The organism is Antarctobacter sp., assembly GCF_965277915.1.
Taxonomy (GTDB): Bacteria; Pseudomonadota; Alphaproteobacteria; order Rhodobacterales; family Rhodobacteraceae; genus Antarctobacter.
In genome coordinates this window covers 3,074,379-3,091,191 of the sequence record NZ_OZ255849.1, presented here as the reverse complement: position 1 = coordinate 3,091,191, position 16,813 = coordinate 3,074,379, and the positions used below count along the sequence as shown (strand labels likewise).

Here is a 16,813-nt window from a genome sequence, read left to right as displayed (position 1 = left end):
TTGAATTCCCCGCGCTGCAGGCGCATATTATGGCGCGCCGCGCCGAGAGCGCGGTTTTCGATTCAGGAGAGAACATGGCCAAGGAAGATACGCTCGAATTTCCCGGTGTCGTGAAGGAACTCCTGCCGAACGCGACGTTCCGGGTCGAGCTTGACAACGGCCATGAGATCATCGCGCACACGGCAGGCAAGATGCGCAAGAACCGCATCCGTGTCCTCGCGGGCGACCGGGTACAGGTGGAAATGACCCCCTACGACCTGACCAAGGGTCGGATCAACTATCGCTTCAAGTAAGGCGCCGGACCGGCGTCGCGCCGCCCGTCCGGTTGCGGTGTGCGCGGGGTGATGCGGGGAACGCGCTTGCTTGCGCGTTGAAAGCGGCTTTCAGGCCGCTTTTTCGCGTGGCGGTGCCTGTCCCGCCCTTGCATCCGCACGGCGCCTCTGGTCAAGCCTGACATGTCCCCGTTGCAAGGAAGCCGTCCATGTCCCCAAAGCCCCGCCTGATCCTGGGCTCCGGCAGTCCCCGCCGGCGCGAGCTGCTGGCACAGCTTGGTGTCACGGCCGATGATATCCGTCCGCCGGACATTGACGAGGATCCGAGGAAGGGAGAGCAGCCGCGCCCCTATTGCGTGCGGCTGGCACGGGAAAAGGCCATGGCGATTCCCTCGGACCCGGACGAGATCGTTCTGTCGGCGGATACCACGGTGGCGATAGGCCGCCGCATCCTGGGCAAGCCCGCGGATGAAAAAGAGGCGGCCGCGTTCCTGACCATGCTGTCGGGGCGGCGTCACCGGGTCATCACCGCCGTCGCGGTCCGCCGGGGCGGAAAGGTCTGGGAGCGGGACGTGGTCACGCAGGTCAAGATGAAGATGCTGTCCAACGAAGAACTGAACGGCTACCTGAACAGCGGTGACTGGCGCGGCAAGGCTGGCGGCTATGGTATCCAGGGGCCGGCGGGGGCGCTGATCCCCTGGATCAGCGGGTCATTCACCGCCGTGGTGGGCCTGCCGCTGGCCGAGACGGCAAATCTGCTTCAAGCAGCGGGCTATCCGCTTTACAGGGATGCGTCATGAAGGGCAGCACAATCGTATTGGACCAGTGGAAGGGCCGCGAGGCGGCCGCATTGCTGGTGGACGGGCAGTTGGACGACCTGCTGATCGACGCGGATCTGCCGCGTCCCGGGTCGATCTATCGCGGCGTCGTCGAACGGCCGATGAAGGGGCAGGGCGGGCTATTCCTGCGCACGCCCGACGGCAATGCCTTTCTGCGGCAGGTCAAGGGGCTGAGCCCGGGCGACAGGCTGCTGGTGCAGGTGACCGGCTATGCCGAGCCGGGCAAGGCCATCCCGGTGACCAACCGCATCCTGTTCAAGTCGCGGTATGCCATCGTCACGCCGGGGGCGCCGGGGATCAATGTCTCGCGCCAGATCCGGGACGAGGATATCCGCGATGCGCTGATGGAAATTGCGCATGACGTGGTGGGGGAAAGTCCGCTGCCCGAGGGGGCTGGCGTGATCCTGCGGTCGTCGGCGCATCCGGACCTGGCAGACGAGGTCATGGACGATCTCCTGGCCATGTCTGAACTGGCCCGCGCGGTGATGGCGGACACGACCGGCGATGCGGAACTGCTGGTCGAGGGCGACGGGCCGCACGCGCTGGCCTGGCGCGAATGGGTCGGCCCGGCGGATCTGGACGATGCCGAGGGGGCTTTCGACCGGCACGAGCTGGGCGAGACCATCGAGATGCTGGGCAAGCCGCGGGTTGCACTGCCCTCCGGCGGCTCGATGCTGATCGAGCCGACCTCGGCGCTGGTGGCGGTGGACATCAACACCGGTGGCGACACCTCTCCGGCGGCGGGGCTGAAGGCGAATATCGCCGCCATGCGGGACCTGCCGCGCCAGTTGCGGCTGCGCGGGCTGGGGGGGCAGATCGTGGTCGACCCGGCGCCGATGGTGAAAAAGGACCGCCGCCAGGTCGAAAGCGTGCTGAAGGCGGCGCTGAAGGCCGAGACCACGGAAACCGTCGTGGCGGGCTGGACGACGCTGGGCCTGCTGGAACTGCAGCGCAAGCGCGACCGCGTGGCGTTGAGAGAGGTGATATGAGCTGTCCGATCTGTTCGAAGACAACTGACCCCGAGTACCGGCCCTTCTGCTCGAAACGTTGCGCGGACGTGGATCTGGCGAAATGGCTGGGTGGCGGATACGCGATCCCCTCGGAGGATCCCGAGGACATGGAAGAGGCGGCGCAGGCCGTGGAACAGGAAGAACGGAAACCGCACTGATGTTCGAAGATGCCTTGTTGAGCGAAATTCGCGGGCGCTTTGCCCATGTCGAGGACTGCCCCATTACCGGCAAGCGCGTGTTCTTCGAGAACGCGGGCGGGGCGCTGACCCTGAACACGGTGGTCGAGACTTCGACGCGGTTTGCCGCGATCCCTGACAACCAGGGCCGCGACAACCCGGCCTCCAAGGCGCTGGTCGAGGTGATCAACACGGCGCGGGCGGATGTGCGCGACTTCCTTGGCGCCGAAGGCGGTGCGGTGATCTTTGGCGAAAGCGGCACGGAACTGCTGTTCCGGCTGATCCGGGATGCCTGCCTTGGCGCGGGGCCGGGTGTGGCGCTGGGCTCGACCGTGGAGCACCCGGCCTCGCGCAGCGCGATGGCACGCTGGGCCGGGGTGGCTGGGCGGCGCCACGTTCTGATCCCGCATGACGATGCGACAGGGCGGGTGACGCCCGACGCCTACGCGGCGCATGTGACACCGGATACGGCGGTGGCCACGATCCTGCATACCTCGCCCGTGACGGGCATCGGAATGGATCTGCCGGGAATCGCCGATGCGATCCGCGCCGTGGCGCCCGAATGTTTCATCATCGTCGACGGCATCCAGCACGCCTGCCACGGCCATATCGACGTGGCGGGGGCGGGTGTCGACGGCTACGTGATCTCTCCGTACAAGGTCTTTTCGCGGCATGGCTACGGCGTGGCCTGGGCCTCGGACCGGCTGACGGCGCTGGCGCATGATGCGCTGATCGACGGGCCGGAGGGCAACTGGGAAATGGGCACGCGGGATACCGGCGCCTATGCCACCTTCTCGGACGTGGTGAGCTATTTCGACTGGCTGGGAGAGCAGGTATCCGGGGCGGAAACGCGGACCGGACGCTTGGCGGAGGCGCGGCGGGCGATCCACGCCCACGAGGCGGCGCTGTGTCAGGCGATGATCCACGGCACTGGCAACCTCGCCGGGCTGGCAGACCTGCCGGGGGTCGTCATCGTGGGTGGCACCGACAACCCGGGCCGCGAGGGGCTGGTGAGCTTCTGGGCCGAAGGGCGCCCTTCGGCCGAGATCGTCACGGTACTGAACGAGGCCGGCATCCGCACCCATACCCGCAAGGCGGATCACTATTCGGGCAACGTGCTGGGGCCCCTGGGCCAAGCAGATTGCATCCGGGTGTCGCTGGCACATTACAACTCGCTGGAAGAGGTGCGCGCTTTCCTGACCGCGATGCGGGGCATTCTCGGCTGAGGGTAAGCTGGTTGGCAGCTGCCTTCGGTTGTCTCGCCGGGCAATATTCTTCACGGAATAGACGCCAGGGGCGACGCGCCTTTGCGCAAAAGCGGGAAGCGGTGGACAAGGGGCGCGGCGCATGATGCTCTGTGCGCCAAGGAGCCTTGGACGTGACGACAGAGCCTTGCACTGACTTTCCCCGGATTGCGCCCATCGGGCTGGATGGCGTGATCGTGCAGTTCGGCCCGGCCCTGTCGGAACCGGCGAACAGGGCGGCGCTGGCCTTTCGGGCGGCGGTCGAGCGCGATCCGCCGGAAGGGGTCGAGGAAATTTCGACCTCGCTGGTTTCCACCTACCTGCGGTTCGATCCGCTTTTCCTGTCGCTGGAGCGCCTGGGTGCGGACCTTGAGGCGCGGCTGACGCAGGACGACTGGTACGCGGCGCCCTTGCCCGAGGGTCGGCGGCTGTTGCGCATTCCCACGATCTATGGCGGCGAATTCGGTCCGCAGCTGGATGAGGCGGCCGAGGCTGCGGGCATGAGCGCTGCGGCCGCGCAACGGGAGCTGTCGCAGGCACGGGTGCGGGTCAATGCCATCGGCTTTGCGCCCGGCCAGCCCTATCTGGGCACGCTGCCAGAGGCCTGGGACATCCCGCGCCAGTCCGGGCTGACGCCCAGGGTGCCCAAGGGGGCGCTGGTGGTGGCGATCCGGCAATTCGTGCTGTTTTCGGTCTCGGCGCCGACGGGATGGCGACAGGTGGGGCGCACGGCGGCGCCCTTGTTCCGGCCCGAGAGCCAGACGCCTTTCCTGTTGCGGCCCGGTGACGAGGTGGTCTTTGACGCGGTCCCGGCGGAGGCCTGGGACCGGCTCTCGGACGATCCGATGGGCGGTGTGACCGTGGAGCCGCTGGCATGAGCCTTCTGGAGATCCTGCAGGCCGGACCGGGCGTGACGGTTCAGGATGGCGGGCGGCCGGGCTACATGGCTCTGGGCCTGTCGCGGGGCGGGGCGGCGGACCGGCTGGCCTTGGCCGAGGGCGCGGCGCTCTTGCGCCAGCCGGTGCGCACGGCGCTGGAACTGGCGGGCTACGGTGGGCGCTTCCGCGCGGACGTGCCCTGCCGCGTCGCCCTGACCGGGGCGCCGATGCGCGCCACGCTTGACGGCGCGCCGCTGGCCTGGAACGCCAGCCACGCCTTGCCTGCCGGTGCGGTACTGGAGATCGGTGGCGCCTTGCACGGGGTCTACGGCTACCTGACGCTGGGCGGTGGCTTCGACCTGCCCGAGGAATTGGAGGCGCGGTCGGCGCATCTGAACGCCGGTTTGGGGCGGCTGCTGGAGGCGGGCGATCGCCTGCCGCTCGGGGGGGACACGGGGAACGAGGCCGGGCTGACACTGGACCCGGTGGACCGGTTCGGCGGAGGTGTCCTGCGGGTGCTGCCCTCGTTGCAGACGGGGATGTTTCCCGAGGACATGCGGGCGCGCTTTGTCGCAGAGCGCTTTGCGCGCGACAGCCGGGGCAACCGGATGGGCATTCGCCTGCTGCCCGAGGGCGAGGGCTATGGGCTGACCGAGGGCCAGAGCATCGTGTCAGAGGTCATCACGCCCGGTGACATCCAGATCCCCGGCGACGGCGCGCCCTATGTGCTGCTTTATGAATGCCAGACCACCGGGGGCTATCCGCGCATCGGCACGGTGATTCCGGCGGACCTGCCGCGCGTGGCACAGGCCGCGCCGGGCGCGGAGCTGCGGTTCCGGTTCGTGTCGCGCGACGAGGCGTTGGAGGCGGAGGGCGCGTTCCGACGCGGGTTGGAAAACATTGCCGTGCGCCCGCTGGTGCGCGATCCGGCGGATATGCCGGACCTGCTGTCGTATGAATTGATCGGCGGCGTGACCGCCGGGGAGGAGTTGTCATGACATCCGTGGATCTGAATGCCGATATGGGCGAAAGCTTTGGCCCATGGGTGATGGGGCAGGACGCCGCCCTGCTGGAAGTTGTCACCAGCGCCAATGTCGCCTGTGGCTTTCACGCCGGTGACTGGGACGTGATGGCCGAGACGATGACCACGGCCAAGGCGCGGGGCGTGGGTATTGGCGCGCATCCGGGCTTTGCCGATCTGCAGGGCTTTGGTCGGCGGCGGATGCACCTGCCCGAGCGGTCGCTGCGGCACATGGTGCAGTACCAGTTGGGGGCGGCGCTGGGCATGGCGCGGGCCTTGGGCGCCGAGGTGCGGCACCTGAAACTGCATGGTGCTCTGTCCAACATGACCTCCGAGGACGAGGGGCTGGCCGAAGCCTGTTACGGTGCCGCGCTGGAAGTGGCGCCGGAGATCATCGTCATGGTGCTGGCGGCGACGGCGCAGCAGCGGGTTGTGGAACGGCTGGGGTGCCTCTGGGCGGGCGAGATTTTCGCCGACCGGGCCTACAACGCGGATGCGACCCTGGTGGATCGCAGCCTCCCCGGCGCGGTGCTGCATGACCCCGAGGTGGCCGCGCCGCGAATCGTGAAGATGGTTCAGGCGGGGGCGATCCTGCCGGAGACAGGCGATCCGATCCCGGCAGGGATCGACACGATCTGCCTGCATGGGGACGGTGCGACGGCCCTGCCGATGGCACGCGCCGTGCGCGGCGCGCTGGAGGCGGCAGGGATCGAGGTCAAAGCCTTCGAGGGGCGTCGCGGGGCCCCATAAGGGCCCCGGCGCGGGTCAGTTGCCGGCGCAGTCGGCGATTCGCATCGCGGTTTCAAGGATCAGCGCAGGGTACAGCGCGGTGCCCTGCGGCAGATCCGTTCCCAGCGGGTCGAGCTGCACCGAGGGCAGGCCGCTGGCCTTGACCGCTTCCAGCAGGCGCGGGTCCGTGGAGGTTTCTGTCAGGATGCAGGCCGCACCCTGTTCGGCCAGCCCGTCGCGCAGCGCGGCGAGGCGGGCGGGGCCGGGCGTGTTCGCATCCGCGTCCGAGATGGCGCCGATGACGCTCAGATCGAAGAATTCCTCGTAGTACTGGTAGGCATCATGGGCGAGGGCGAGCGGGCGGTCCGCGACCGGATCCAGGACTGCGCGTGCCTGTTCAACGGCCTCTGCGATGGTCCGGGCGCCAGCCTCGGCGTTGGCAATGTAGATGGCGGCGTTCTCGGGATCTGCTTGTGACAGGGCCTCGGCGATCAGGGTCAGCCAGAGGGTCGCGTTTTCCGGAGAGAGCCAGACATGCGAGTCATGCGCGCCGTGACCGTCGTGGGCATGATGCGCTTCGGCGTGGTCGTCATGGTGGTCGTCGTCGTGGTCGTCATGGTGGTCATCATCGTGGTCGTCATGATCGTCGTGATCATCATGGCCGTGCGCATGTTCATCGTGTTCGTCGTGATGCTCATCATGCTCATCGTGTTCATGCGGAAACAGGCCGGTGTCACGGAAGGGCAAGAGATGCGTTCCGGGCGCTTCGCCAAGGGCCAGCGACAGGGCCGATCCGGCCAGCGCGTCGATCTGCTCTTGCAGTTGCGGCGTCAGGTCTGGCCCGACCCAGATCACCACATCCGCCTCGGACAGGGCGCGCCCCTGGCTGGGGCGCAGGGCCATATGGTGCGGCGAGGCACCGGGGGCCAGCAGCCGCTCTGGCGTGGCGAGATCGCCCAGGACCGTGGCGACCAGGCTTTCGACCGGGCCGATGTCGGTGACGACGCGGGGCACCTCTGCCGAGGCGATCTGGGGCAGGGTGAGGAAGGCGGACAGAACAAGGGGGCGGAGCATGGAACCTCGGATCGCATGTTATGATATAACGTTCGCGGGCTTGTACGGCAAAACGTTATACCATATCAACCCCAAACCCGAAGGAGAGTCGCGACATGGAAACCAAGGGGTTCGAACATCACGACCACCACCATTGCATTGCCACGTCGCTGCGCACGGTCGAAGAGGCCTGCAAGGCGCAGGGGCTGCAGTTCACGCCGGTGCGCCGTCGGGTGCTGGAGATCCTGCTAGACGAGCATCGGGCGATGGGTGCCTATGACGTGCTGGACGTGCTCCGCAAGGAAGGGCTGGGCTCGCAGCCGCCGGTGGCCTACCGGGCGCTGGATTTCCTTGTGGCCAACGGTTTCGCCCACCGGATCGAGCGGTTGAACGCCTTTGTCGCCTGCACGGCGCCGGGGGAACGGCACGCGCCCTGTTTCCTGATCTGCCGCGCCTGTTCGGCAGTGGCCGAAACCCCGGGACGGCGGGCCTCTGATGCGCTGCGGGCCGCCGCCGGGGAGCTGGGATTCAAGGTCGAACGCGTGGCGATCGAGGCAGAGGGCCTGTGTCCCGCCTGCGTGGAGGCTGGCGCGTGAGCGGATTGATCGAGGCGCGGGGCCTGACCCTGCGGCACGGCACGCGCGAGGTCCTGCGCGACGTGGATTTCTCGATCGCGCCAGCAGAGATCGTCACCGTGGTGGGGCCGAACGGTTCGGGCAAGTCGACGCTGCTGCGGGCGCTGATCGGTGCGCTGAAACCGTCGCGCGGGAAGGTGACGCGCCAGCCTGCGCTGCGATTGGGCTATGTGCCGCAAGGGCTGCGGCTGGACGGGTCGATGCCGATGACGGTGGCCCGGTTCCTGAACTTGCCGAAGAGGGTCAGCGCGGCGGACTGTTCCAAGGTGCTGGACGAGGCCGGGGCAGGCGACCTCGCAGACCGGCAGATGTCGGACCTGTCGGGGGGGCAGTTCCAGCGGGTCCTGCTGGCGCGGGCGCTGCTGAACGATCCGCAGATCCTGATCCTGGACGAGCCGACAACCGGACTGGACCAGCCGGGACAGGCCAGTTTCTATCGCCAGATCGAGGCGTTGCGCGACCGCATGGGCTGTGCCGTCCTGATGGTCAGCCATGAGTTGCACGTTGTCATGAGCGCGAGCGACCGGGTGATCTGCCTCAACGGTCATGTCTGCTGTGAAGGTCACCCCGAGGTCGTGGCCCAGGCCGAGGAATACCGCGCCCTGTTCGGAACCGGAACGCAGGGGGCGCTGGCGCTTTACCGGCACGAACACACGCACCGTCACGATCACGCGCCGGGAGCGACCTGCGATGCTGGATGATTTCCTTGTCCGTGCGGTGCTGGCGGCGGTGGGGGCGGCGCTGGCGGCGGCCCCGCTGGGGGTCTTCGTGGTTTGGCGGCGCATGGCCTATTTCGGCGACGCGACCTCGCACGCGGCGATCCTGGGCGTGGCGCTGGCGCTGGCGCTGTCGGTGCCTGTCTTCGCCGGGACGCTGGTGGTGGCGTTGTTGGTCGCCTTTGGCGTCGCGCGCCTGACCGGGCGCGGCTATGCCGCCGACATGGTCCTGGGCGTCGCCGCCCATGCGGCCCTGGCGACCGGGCTGGTGGCGTCCAGTCTCCTGTCAGGCCCGCGCCTGAACCTCGAGGCCTATCTGTTCGGAGATATCCTGGCGGTCAGCAAGATGGACCTGGCGGTGATCTGGGGCGGGGGCGCTGCGGTTGCGGCGTTGATCGGCTGGCGCTGGCAGGCCTTGCTGTTGTCCACCCTCTCGCCCGATCTGACGGCCGCCTCCGGTGTGAATCCGGAACGCGAACGCGTGACCCTGATGCTGGCGCTGGCTTTGGTCGTGGCGGTCGCGTTGAAGGTGGTTGGCGCGCTGCTGATTGCGGCCCTGCTGATCATTCCGGCGGCGGCGGCGCGTCCGCTGTCCCGCACGCCCGAAGGGATGCTGGCGGGAGCGGCCTCGGTGGGCGTGATCGCCGCGCTGGGCGGGCTCGGGGCTGCGTGGAGCTTTGACACGCCCGCGGGGCCAAGCATCGTCTGCGTCGCCGCCATCACCTTTGGCATAAGCGCCCTTGGCGGGCATCTGGTCGGCGGGCGCAATGGCTGATCCCGCGGCGGACCGGATTGCGGCTGTCCCCTTGTTGACGCAGCGGGTAGGACAGACCCGAGCGAAGTGACAACCGGGAGAGCGGCGATTTCTGCGCGGCGGACAGACAAGGTGGATGCGGCCACCGGCGTATTGCTGGTACTGGTCGCGATCGTGGTCACACTGGACGAATGGGACCTGCACGGCGCATTTGTCCTGATCCCTTTCCTGGTGACGGCGCTGGTGGCCCTGCTGGCAACCAGGGTTAGGCGGTCACGGCAGGCCTTTGTTTTTGCGGCCCTGGTGCTGACAGGCGTGGCGGTGGCGGTTCTGCCCGATTGGCAGACAACCGTGCTGCACGCCTTGGGCTCTGCCGGCTTCATTGCCGCCTTTTTCGCCGCGCTGACCACGCTGCGCAATGTGGCCGAAAGCTCTCCGTCCATCCGCGCCGCGGGGATGTTCCTGGCCGAGCAGCCGCCCGGGCGCCGCTATGCCGCGCTGACAGTGGGCAGCCACATGTTCGCCCTGTTGCTGAACTACGGGGCGATCTCGCTGCTGGGAAACCTGGCGACAACCAGCGCCGCGCAGGAGCCCAATGCCGAGATCCGGAGCCATCGCACGCGGCGTATGCTGCTGGCGATCCAGCGTGGTTTCATCTCGTCGCTGCCCTGGTCGCCGCTGGGGTTTTCCATGGCGATCACCAATGCATTGATTCCCGGCGCCCGCTGGGCGGCATCGGCGCCCGCCGGGTTCGTCAGCGCGGGGATCATCATCGTGGCAGGCTGGGCGCTGGACCGGATCTTCAAGCCGAAACTGTCGGTTCCGCCGCCGCCACGCGGGCCGGTCGAGGGCTCCTGGGCGCTGATGCGGCCGCTTTTGCTGCTTCTGGTCCTGCTGGGGGTGACGGTGTCCGTGCTGCACACCCAGACCGGTTTCCGGATCGTGGGGATCGTGATGCTGGTGGTGCCCGTCCTGTCGCTGGGCTGGGCGCTGGTCCAGCATCGGGGCGGCGCGCTGGACTACGGGATGCGTGACCGGTTGGTGCGCTACGTCACGCAGGAACTGCCCGGCACCCGGGGCGAGGTCACGCTGTTGATGATGGCGGGCTATATCGGGACCGTGGGTGGCCCACTGCTGGGCCCGGTGGTGGCCGGGGCGGGCATCGATCTGGCCGCGCTGCCGACCTGGGCGGTTCTGGTGCTGCTGGTCTGGCTGGTGCCATTCCTGGGCCAACTGGGCATGAATCCGATCCTTGCGGTGACGCTCTTTTCGTCGATCATCCCGGCACCCGAGGTGCTGGGGGTCAGTCCATCGGCCTTGGTGGCGGCCATCGCGGCAGGCTGGGCCATCAGCGGGATTTGCTCGCCTTTCACGGCGACCACCCTGTTGATCGGCTCCTTTGCCGGTGTCAGCGCCTTGCACGTCGGGGTCCGTTGGAACGGGGCCTTTGTCGTCATCGTCGGCGCGCTCTTGTCTGCCTGGGTGGTGATTTACGCCTTTGTCATCGGGTGAACTGCAGGCAAGACTGGGCCGTCGGATTGTCCTTTGCAGGGTGTTCGACCCGCATGGCATTGTTCGCGGAAAGGCCCGTTAACGTCTTGGCGCGTCTGCCGGTTTCCGCCCAGTGGTTTCGCGCGGCGGCTGCATAGGCAGATGCGCTGGACACCTGCGCCCCCTGTTTGGAGGGGGTCGGCGCCACTCAAGCAGCACATGCGTTCATTTGGGACCATCGCGAGCGTCGTATTGTTAAGTCGTGAAGCGCCAAACTGGTGTTGCACGTTCGCATGACCACGCTGACTGCCCGCGCATTGGCAGTGTCCCATAGACCGTTGCCATGCCGGATGAGGTCAAACGGTGGACGCGGCATTCGCGAAAGACCCGCCTCGATGGCCATCGTCTGTGCGGGTCACCATCAGCCAACACTCGAAATGTGAAGGAAGATGGTGGGCGACCTTGGAATCGAACCAAGCGTGCGTCTCCGCGAGGGAGTTACAGTCCCCTGCCACACCTTGCGGCCTGTCGCCCACCGAGCGCCGGTCGCTGCCGGCGTGGGGGGCTGATTACATCCGCCCAAAATCCCCGTCAACAGGAAATTCCCTTGGCAAAGGCCCTTCTTGGATGCAAAGCCTGTCACCTCAGGACATGGGGGCACAGGCGATGGCGAAGAAACCGAAATGGGTGATCGAGAAGGAGCAGGCGAAACGCGCTTCGGCGGCGGAAACCGTTTGGCTCTTCGGACTGCACGCGGTGCGTGATGCACTGGTGAACCCCCGCAGGGACAAGCTGCGGCTGATCCTGACGCCCAATGCCGCCGAAAAGTTGACCGATGCGGTGGACGCCGCTGGCATGACGCCCGAAATCCACGATCCGCGCAAGTTCGGCGCGCCGCTGGATCCCGGCTCCGTTCACCAGGGCGCGGCGCTTGAGGTCAAGCCGCTGGACTGGGGGCGGCTGGAAGACGTGGCGCTTTCGGGCGAGGGGGCCTTGCGGCTGGTTCTGCTGGACCGCGTGACCGACCCGCATAACGTCGGGGCGATTCTACGCTCGGCCGAGGTGTTCGGGGCGCAGGCGGTCATCGGCACCCGTCACCATGCGGCGCCGGAAACCGGGGCCCTGGCCAAGACCGCAAGCGGCGCGCTGGAACGCCAGCCCTACCTGCGCGAGCGCAACCTGGCGGACACCATCGTCGCCTTGCAGAAGATGGGATACCTGGTGCTGGGCCTGGATGGTGAAGCGGAACAGACCATCGAGGAAGCGTTGGAGGGCCGCCGGGATGTGCCTGTCGCGCTGGTGCTGGGGGCAGAGGGGCCGGGGCTGCGGCCCAAGACCAAGGAGACGGTCGACGCGCTGGTGCGGATCAACTTCGCGCGCGACTTCGGCTCTCTCAACGTGTCGAACGCGGCGGCGGTTGCGCTTTACGCGGCGCGTGCCTAACTGCGCTGGATGCCCACCACGAAGATCGCAACCTGTTGTTACTGCGGCACCCGCGCCGCGCTGCGCCTGGAAGGGGAGAAGCGGAACGAACTTGCCTGTTCCGGCTGCGGGGCGCCGCTCCACAACCTGAAATCGCTGCGCGTCGATGCCGTCGATCCCGAGGCGCATCGCCCTCCCCGCAAGGGCAAGCGCAAGCGCGCGCCCGAAGTCCATGCCGCGCGCCGGGAAACCTGGGAACCGCCCCTGAAGAAGACGAAGAAAAAGAAGAAAAAGCGACGCAAGAGCCCGGCCTACAAGCTGTTGAGCGAGGCCTTTGACCTGATCGAGGACATCTTCGACTAAGGGCGGCGTGGCGGGACCGTACGGAATGCCGGAGCGTGCCGCTTGCCTCTGGCATTTGACCCGTCTCTCAAGTATCCCGCCTGAGACTGGCAGGAGGGAGGCCCTATGCCCGATTTCGAGAATCCCGGACCGGTGGAACAGGACTGGTCAAACGCAATTTCCTCGATCGAGGAGATCATCGACGACGCCCGCAACGGGCGCATGTTCGTCCTGGTCGACCATGAAGACCGCGAGAACGAGGGGGACCTGGTGATTCCCGCGCAATGGGCAACGCCGGATGCGATCAACTTCATGGCGCTCTATGGCCGCGGGCTGATCTGCCTGTCCATGACCTCGGACCGGATCGAGGAACTGGGCCTGTCGCTGATGTCGACGAACAATTCGTCCCGGCACGAAACCGCGTTCACCACGTCGATCGAGGCGCGCGAAGGGGTCACGACGGGCATTTCCGCCGCCGACCGCGCGCGGACCATCGCCGTGGCGGTCGATGCCTCGAAAGGGGCGGCAGATATCGCCACGCCGGGCCATGTCTTTCCGCTGCGTGCCCGCAAGGGCGGGGTGCTGGTCCGGGCGGGTCACACCGAGGCGGCAGTCGACATCTCCCGGCTTGCCGGGCTGAACCCGGCGGGCGTGATCTGCGAGATCATGAACGAGGACGGCACGATGGCGCGCCTGCCCGAGCTGGTCGCCTTTGCGCAGCGCCACGGGTTGAAGATCGGCACCATCAGCGACCTGATTGCCTACCGCCGTCGCAATGACAACCTGGTCAAGGTCCGCACCGAGACGCCGATCACCTCCGAATTCGGCGGTGAATGGCTGATGCGGGTCTATACCGACGAAACCCACGGCGACGAGCATATCGTGCTGGTGAAGGGCGACATCTCGACCCCCGATCCGGTGCTGGTGCGGATGCATGCGATGGATCCGATGCTGGATGTGATCGGCACCGGGCCGAAGGGCCGGGCGCATGAGTTCCAGCACGCGATGGAGGAAGTCGCGCGCGAGGGACGTGGTGTTGTCGTCCTGCTTCGCGATACCTCGCAGCACCTGGACGTCAGCGACGAGGTCTCTCCCAAGACGCTGCGACAATACGGGCTGGGGGCGCAGATCCTGTCCTCGCTTGGCCTGTCCAAGTTGACGCTGCTGACCAATTCGCCGACCCCCAAGGTTGTCGGGCTAGAGGCTTACGGCCTTGAAATCACGGGCACTCGCAAGATTTCGGAGCTGGGTTGATGGCATCGAATGAAACCCATCACACGCTTGACCGGCCGACATTCGACAAGCCGGTCAAGGTGCTGATCGTCGTGGCGCCCTACTACAAGGACATCGCCGATCAACTGGTCGCCGGGGCCGAGGCCGAGATCGAGGCGGCGGGCGGCTGGCACGAGACCATCGAGGTGCCCGGCGCGCTGGAAGTGCCGACCGCCATCGGTATCGCCGGACGGCTGTCGAATTATGATGCCTATGTGGCGCTGGGCTGCGTGATCCGGGGGGAGACCACCCATTACGAGACCGTGTGCAATGACAGTTCCCGCGCGCTGACCCTGCTGGGCCTGCAGGGGCTGTGCATCGGCAATGGTATCCTGACGGTGGAAAACTACGAACAGGCCCGCGTGCGGGCCGAGGCCAAGGGCCAGAACAAGGGGGGCGGTGCGGCGGCTGCGGCCTTGCATCTCTTGGCGCTGGAACGTAAGTGGGGCGGCTCGCGCAAGGGGGTGGGATTCGCCCCCTTCGGCGAGGAAATCCAGATCGCAGGCACCAGCAAGGACCCCGACATCGCATGACCAAGCTTTCGGGCAACCAGAAACGCAAGATGCGCAGCGCCTCGCGGCTTTACGCGGTTCAGGCCCTGTTCCAGATGGAACAATCGGATGCCGGGGTGGACAAGGTGCGCCGCGAGTTTCTGGAATTCCGGTTCGGCGCGGAACAGATCGACGGCGAAGAGATGATCGACGGCGACATCGACTTCTTTGCCCGGCTGCTGGAACAGGCGGTCAACTGGCAGGTGAAGATCGACCAGATGACCGACCGGGCCCTGGTGGCGAAATGGCCGATTGCGCGGATCGACCCCACGTTGCGGGCGCTGTTCCGCGTGGCGGGGGCCGAGCTGCTGGAGTTCGACACGCCGCCGAAGGTGGCGATTGTCGAATACATGGACGTGGCGAGCGCCTTTTTTCCCGACGGCAAGGAAGCGCGTTTCGTGAACGCGGTGCTGGACCACATGGCCCGCGAGGCACGCCCCGAGGCGTTCTGAGACGGGCCTGCCGGGCGGCGGGGCCAGGGAAGACCCTTGTACGTTTTGTACGTTTCGTACGCGGAAATCGGCAAAACGTACAAGGAGGTCACGAAGGCTTAACCCTTGCAAGGTTGCCTTCTGCACCCCAAGTTGTATTCTGAACCCGGAATGCGATGGAGTTGCCCCATGCCCAAGCTCATCCGACTTTATATCCTGCAGGTCCTGGCCGGCTTTGGCCTGTCGGCCGTTTTTGTGGGCGCGCTCTTGTGGTTCAACGTGGCCAACCTCTGGCACCTGATTTCCGGCAGCGACATGGGGATCGTGGCGGTGCTGATGCTGTTCATGTTCAATGGCATCGTCTTTGCGGGCGTGCAGTTTGCCATCTCGATCATGCGCATGGCGCAGGAAGACGACACATCCGGCGGCAAGCGCCAGGACGCCCGCCCGCAGGAGCCGGCGCCTGTGCGGGTGGGGGCAGAGGCCCCGCAGAACCGGGCGCTGCAGGAGCGGACACTGGGCGGATTGCAGCGCCGCTGAGCTGCTGACCACTTATCGCACCCGGGGCTTGCCGGATGCGCCGCGCGCCATACCCTTTTCACACTGGAAAGGAGGCGCGCATGCCCCGGATCATCCGACTTTGCATCACGCAGTGCCTTGTCGGCGCGGGTTTGGCCACGGTGTTCGTGGCGGGCCTGTTGGCGCTGGACGTGGGCAACCTGTGGCACCTTGCAACCCATACCGGCATCGGCCCCTTTGCCGTGCTGCTGCTTTGGGTGCATTTCGCGGCGGTCTTTGCGGCGGCGCAATTCGCGATTTCGATCATGCGGCTGGGCGAGAGAAAGCCCCCTGCGTCATCGCCGCCCCGCGGGCCGCGGCGCCCGGTGCCCGTCGAGGTCACGAGCCAGCGGCCCGGGTTCGGGCGCAAGGCGTCTTCCGGACGCCCCGGCTGAGCCATACGGCTCAGCGGCCCGCCCTCCAGCCTGCTTGCCGGTTGGGTCATGATGGGGAAGCGGCGGGAACCACGCCAACCGTGTGGGTAACGCATTCCCGAGGACCTGTGTATACAGGTGGGCGCCAGGTAACGAGACCACGATCCCGCCAGAGCCAGCTCCCTCGGATTTGCTTAAGGCCACCGGAATGTACCCGTCTCACGAGAAGGGCAGAACCCGCCAAGCGCAGACCTAAGTTGCGCGGGGGGCCGAGACAAGGGCCTGCGAAGATTTTGTGTCACCCGCCTCAGGGCGTATCCGTGACAAGCGCGTAGCGTGCCAGTTCCTCTGGCAGGAGGATGTAGATTTCATCGGGCGGCGTGGCGAGCGCGTGGCGCATGACGCGGGTATCGACACCCATGTCGTCGAGATAGCCCATGACCTCGGCCTGGCCGCGCTGGATGTCCTCGACCGCGGTGAAGGCGGGCAGAAGAGTGTTTTCTCCGAAGTAGTGCTGGTGCACCCCGATGGAGGCGGAGGCGGCGGCGCTGCGGGTTTGGCCGCCGGCAAAGAGGTAGGGGCAGGCGGAATAGCAGAATTCCCCCGACAGAACCTGCGTGGCGATGCCCGAGGCGCGCAGGTGCCGCCCGAGATCGAGCGCGTCGCGCACCGAGCCGCCTTCGGATTGCAGCAGAAGGGTTTCGATCGGCGGGTCGGCGCGGTCGATCTGGGGGATCACGCGTTCCGCGTCACCCTCGGCGATGGCCCCTTCGAGCCGCCATGTCCCCTGGTCGAAGGTCAGGGTCAGCCGGTCGGGCAGTTCGCCCGGATCGCGTTCGGGGGCCACGGCGGGGCGGTCGCGGCCGGGGTCGAAGATCCTGCGCTGGTCGCCCGGGCGCACGGGGTCCGAGAGGCGGGGGGCATCGGGGCGGAAGCCGGGCAGTGAGATTGGCCCCTGGCGCATGTCGCCGAGGACCAAGAGGACGCCAATCCCCACCTGGAAGACGAGGACGGCCGACAGGGTGCGGGCGACGGAACGGTTCAT

The 16,813-nt window shown here is 67.0% G+C and carries 21 protein-coding genes and 1 tRNA gene; 19 read left to right on the top strand and 3 right to left on the bottom strand.

Going from position 1 to position 16,813, the window contains the following annotated elements; all coding sequences use genetic code 11:
* Positions 1-74: 74 nt before the first annotated feature.
* From infA to ACQY5B_RS15910, 8 genes are all read left to right on the top strand, one after another.
* Entirely contained in the window at positions 75-293 is a 219-nt protein-coding gene (infA, locus tag ACQY5B_RS15945) for a translation initiation factor IF-1 (RefSeq protein WP_023849011.1), read from the top strand.
* 188 nt (positions 294-481) lie between these two features.
* Positions 482-1,072: a Maf family protein gene (locus ACQY5B_RS15940; protein WP_420324503.1), complete on the top strand. Its 591-nt coding sequence runs from the start codon at positions 482-484 to the stop codon at positions 1,070-1,072.
* The gene (locus ACQY5B_RS15935) at positions 1,069-2,100 is read left to right on the top strand and encodes a ribonuclease E/G (RefSeq protein WP_420324504.1); all 1,032 of its coding nucleotides are present in this window, start codon (positions 1,069-1,071) and stop codon (positions 2,098-2,100) included. Before ACQY5B_RS15940 ends, ACQY5B_RS15935 begins: the two co-directional genes overlap by 4 nt.
* Positions 2,097-2,279, top strand: a complete 183-nt coding sequence (locus ACQY5B_RS15930; RefSeq protein ID WP_305970896.1) for a DNA gyrase inhibitor YacG — start codon at positions 2,097-2,099, stop codon at positions 2,277-2,279. Before ACQY5B_RS15935 ends, ACQY5B_RS15930 begins: the two co-directional genes overlap by 4 nt.
* Complete coding sequence (locus ACQY5B_RS15925; RefSeq protein ID WP_420324505.1) at positions 2,279-3,523, top strand: aminotransferase class V-fold PLP-dependent enzyme; 1,245 nt, start codon at positions 2,279-2,281, stop codon at positions 3,521-3,523. The genes ACQY5B_RS15930 and ACQY5B_RS15925 overlap by 1 nt, the downstream gene beginning before the upstream one ends.
* Before the next feature lie 152 nt (positions 3,524-3,675).
* A complete protein-coding gene (locus ACQY5B_RS15920; RefSeq protein WP_420324506.1) occupies positions 3,676-4,419 on the top strand; it encodes a 5-oxoprolinase subunit B family protein in 744 nt (247 codons plus the stop codon).
* Positions 4,416-5,417, top strand: coding sequence for a 5-oxoprolinase subunit C family protein (locus tag ACQY5B_RS15915; protein WP_420324507.1), 1,002 nt, complete (start codon positions 4,416-4,418; stop codon positions 5,415-5,417). The genes ACQY5B_RS15920 and ACQY5B_RS15915 overlap by 4 nt, the downstream gene beginning before the upstream one ends.
* Positions 5,414-6,190, top strand: a complete 777-nt coding sequence (locus tag ACQY5B_RS15910) for a LamB/YcsF family protein (RefSeq protein WP_420324508.1) — start codon at positions 5,414-5,416, stop codon at positions 6,188-6,190. Before ACQY5B_RS15915 ends, ACQY5B_RS15910 begins: the two co-directional genes overlap by 4 nt.
* A 15-nt stretch (positions 6,191-6,205) precedes the next feature.
* Here the strand turns inward: ACQY5B_RS15910 and ACQY5B_RS15905 are convergent, their stop codons facing one another.
* Positions 6,206-7,243: a zinc ABC transporter substrate-binding protein gene (locus ACQY5B_RS15905; RefSeq protein ID WP_420324509.1), complete on the bottom strand. Its 1,038-nt coding sequence runs from the start codon at positions 7,241-7,243 to the stop codon at positions 6,206-6,208.
* 95 nt (positions 7,244-7,338) lie between these two features.
* On the opposite strand from ACQY5B_RS15905, the gene ACQY5B_RS15900 reads away from it, so the two are divergent.
* The 4 genes from ACQY5B_RS15900 (at position 7,339) to ACQY5B_RS15885 (ending at position 10,839) form a co-directional block, all read left to right on the top strand.
* On the top strand, positions 7,339-7,818 hold the full coding sequence (locus ACQY5B_RS15900; RefSeq protein WP_420324510.1) for a Fur family transcriptional regulator: 480 nt from the start codon (positions 7,339-7,341) through the stop codon (positions 7,816-7,818).
* Positions 7,815-8,558: a metal ABC transporter ATP-binding protein gene (locus ACQY5B_RS15895; RefSeq protein ID WP_420324511.1), complete on the top strand. Its 744-nt coding sequence runs from the start codon at positions 7,815-7,817 to the stop codon at positions 8,556-8,558. The genes ACQY5B_RS15900 and ACQY5B_RS15895 overlap by 4 nt, the downstream gene beginning before the upstream one ends.
* Entirely contained in the window at positions 8,548-9,348 is an 801-nt protein-coding gene (locus tag ACQY5B_RS15890) for a metal ABC transporter permease (protein WP_420324512.1), read from the top strand. Before ACQY5B_RS15895 ends, ACQY5B_RS15890 begins: the two co-directional genes overlap by 11 nt.
* Positions 9,349-9,414: 66 nt before the next feature.
* Positions 9,415-10,839: a hypothetical protein gene (locus tag ACQY5B_RS15885; protein ID WP_420324513.1), complete on the top strand. Its 1,425-nt coding sequence runs from the start codon at positions 9,415-9,417 to the stop codon at positions 10,837-10,839.
* Between the two features lie 429 nt (positions 10,840-11,268).
* Here ACQY5B_RS15885 and ACQY5B_RS15880 read toward each other — a convergent pair.
* Positions 11,269-11,352, bottom strand: a tRNA-Tyr gene (locus ACQY5B_RS15880).
* A gap of 132 nt (positions 11,353-11,484) precedes the next feature.
* Here ACQY5B_RS15880 and rlmB point away from each other — a divergent pair.
* The 7 genes from rlmB to ACQY5B_RS15845 all read left to right on the top strand — a co-directional run bounded on the left by rlmB (position 11,485) and on the right by ACQY5B_RS15845 (position 15,789).
* Entirely contained in the window at positions 11,485-12,261 is a 777-nt protein-coding gene (gene rlmB / locus ACQY5B_RS15875) for a 23S rRNA (guanosine(2251)-2'-O)-methyltransferase RlmB (protein ID WP_420328636.1), read from the top strand.
* A gap of 9 nt (positions 12,262-12,270) precedes the next feature.
* Complete coding sequence (locus tag ACQY5B_RS15870) at positions 12,271-12,603, top strand: hypothetical protein (protein ID WP_420324514.1); 333 nt, start codon at positions 12,271-12,273, stop codon at positions 12,601-12,603.
* Between the two features lie 105 nt (positions 12,604-12,708).
* Complete coding sequence (gene ribB / locus ACQY5B_RS15865; protein ID WP_305972596.1) at positions 12,709-13,836, top strand: 3,4-dihydroxy-2-butanone-4-phosphate synthase; 1,128 nt, start codon at positions 12,709-12,711, stop codon at positions 13,834-13,836.
* Entirely contained in the window at positions 13,836-14,387 is a 552-nt protein-coding gene (locus ACQY5B_RS15860) for a 6,7-dimethyl-8-ribityllumazine synthase (protein ID WP_420324515.1), read from the top strand. Before ribB ends, ACQY5B_RS15860 begins: the two co-directional genes overlap by 1 nt.
* The gene (gene nusB / locus ACQY5B_RS15855; RefSeq protein ID WP_305972594.1) at positions 14,384-14,857 is read left to right on the top strand and encodes a transcription antitermination factor NusB; all 474 of its coding nucleotides are present in this window, start codon (positions 14,384-14,386) and stop codon (positions 14,855-14,857) included. The genes ACQY5B_RS15860 and nusB overlap by 4 nt, the downstream gene beginning before the upstream one ends.
* 168 nt (positions 14,858-15,025) lie before the next feature.
* On the top strand, positions 15,026-15,376 hold the full coding sequence (locus ACQY5B_RS15850) for a hypothetical protein (RefSeq protein WP_420324516.1): 351 nt from the start codon (positions 15,026-15,028) through the stop codon (positions 15,374-15,376).
* Positions 15,377-15,456: 80 nt separating this feature from the next.
* Positions 15,457-15,789 (top strand): hypothetical protein, encoded by a 333-nt coding sequence (locus tag ACQY5B_RS15845; RefSeq protein ID WP_420324517.1) that lies wholly within the window; start codon positions 15,457-15,459, stop codon positions 15,787-15,789.
* Between the two features lie 286 nt (positions 15,790-16,075).
* On the opposite strand, the gene ACQY5B_RS15840 is transcribed toward ACQY5B_RS15845, so the two are convergent.
* Positions 16,076-16,813 (bottom strand): COG3904 family protein, encoded by a 738-nt coding sequence (locus ACQY5B_RS15840; protein ID WP_420324518.1) that lies wholly within the window; start codon positions 16,811-16,813, stop codon positions 16,076-16,078.

Bases quoted from the DNA above. Each gene is read 5' to 3' on its own strand.
- ACQY5B_RS15925 (WP_420324505.1), top strand. From the start codon at position 2,279: ATGTTCGAAGATGCCTTGTTGAGCGAAATTCGCGGGCGCTTTGCCCAT.
- nusB (WP_305972594.1), top strand. From the start codon at position 14,384: ATGACCAAGCTTTCGGGCAACCAGAAACGCAAGATGCGCAGCGCCTCG.
- ACQY5B_RS15905 (WP_420324509.1), bottom strand. From the start codon at position 7,243: ATGCTCCGCCCCCTTGTTCTGTCCGCCTTCCTCACCCTGCCCCAGATC.
- ACQY5B_RS15860 (WP_420324515.1), top strand. From the start codon at position 13,836: ATGGCATCGAATGAAACCCATCACACGCTTGACCGGCCGACATTCGAC.
- ACQY5B_RS15870 (WP_420324514.1), top strand. From the start codon at position 12,271: ATGCCCACCACGAAGATCGCAACCTGTTGTTACTGCGGCACCCGCGCC.
- ACQY5B_RS15845 (WP_420324517.1), top strand. From the start codon at position 15,457: ATGCCCCGGATCATCCGACTTTGCATCACGCAGTGCCTTGTCGGCGCG.
- ACQY5B_RS15935 (WP_420324504.1), top strand. From the start codon at position 1,069: ATGAAGGGCAGCACAATCGTATTGGACCAGTGGAAGGGCCGCGAGGCG.
- ACQY5B_RS15890 (WP_420324512.1), top strand. From the start codon at position 8,548: ATGCTGGATGATTTCCTTGTCCGTGCGGTGCTGGCGGCGGTGGGGGCG.
- ribB (WP_305972596.1), top strand. From the start codon at position 12,709: ATGCCCGATTTCGAGAATCCCGGACCGGTGGAACAGGACTGGTCAAAC.
- infA (WP_023849011.1), top strand. From the start codon at position 75: ATGGCCAAGGAAGATACGCTCGAATTTCCCGGTGTCGTGAAGGAACTC.
- ACQY5B_RS15900 (WP_420324510.1), top strand. From the start codon at position 7,339: ATGGAAACCAAGGGGTTCGAACATCACGACCACCACCATTGCATTGCC.
- ACQY5B_RS15840 (WP_420324518.1), bottom strand. From the start codon at position 16,813: ATGAACCGTTCCGTCGCCCGCACCCTGTCGGCCGTCCTCGTCTTCCAG.
- ACQY5B_RS15940 (WP_420324503.1), top strand. From the start codon at position 482: ATGTCCCCAAAGCCCCGCCTGATCCTGGGCTCCGGCAGTCCCCGCCGG.
- ACQY5B_RS15930 (WP_305970896.1), top strand. From the start codon at position 2,097: ATGAGCTGTCCGATCTGTTCGAAGACAACTGACCCCGAGTACCGGCCC.
- ACQY5B_RS15910 (WP_420324508.1), top strand. From the start codon at position 5,414: ATGACATCCGTGGATCTGAATGCCGATATGGGCGAAAGCTTTGGCCCA.
- rlmB (WP_420328636.1), top strand. From the start codon at position 11,485: ATGGCGAAGAAACCGAAATGGGTGATCGAGAAGGAGCAGGCGAAACGC.
- ACQY5B_RS15915 (WP_420324507.1), top strand. From the start codon at position 4,416: ATGAGCCTTCTGGAGATCCTGCAGGCCGGACCGGGCGTGACGGTTCAG.
- ACQY5B_RS15850 (WP_420324516.1), top strand. From the start codon at position 15,026: ATGCCCAAGCTCATCCGACTTTATATCCTGCAGGTCCTGGCCGGCTTT.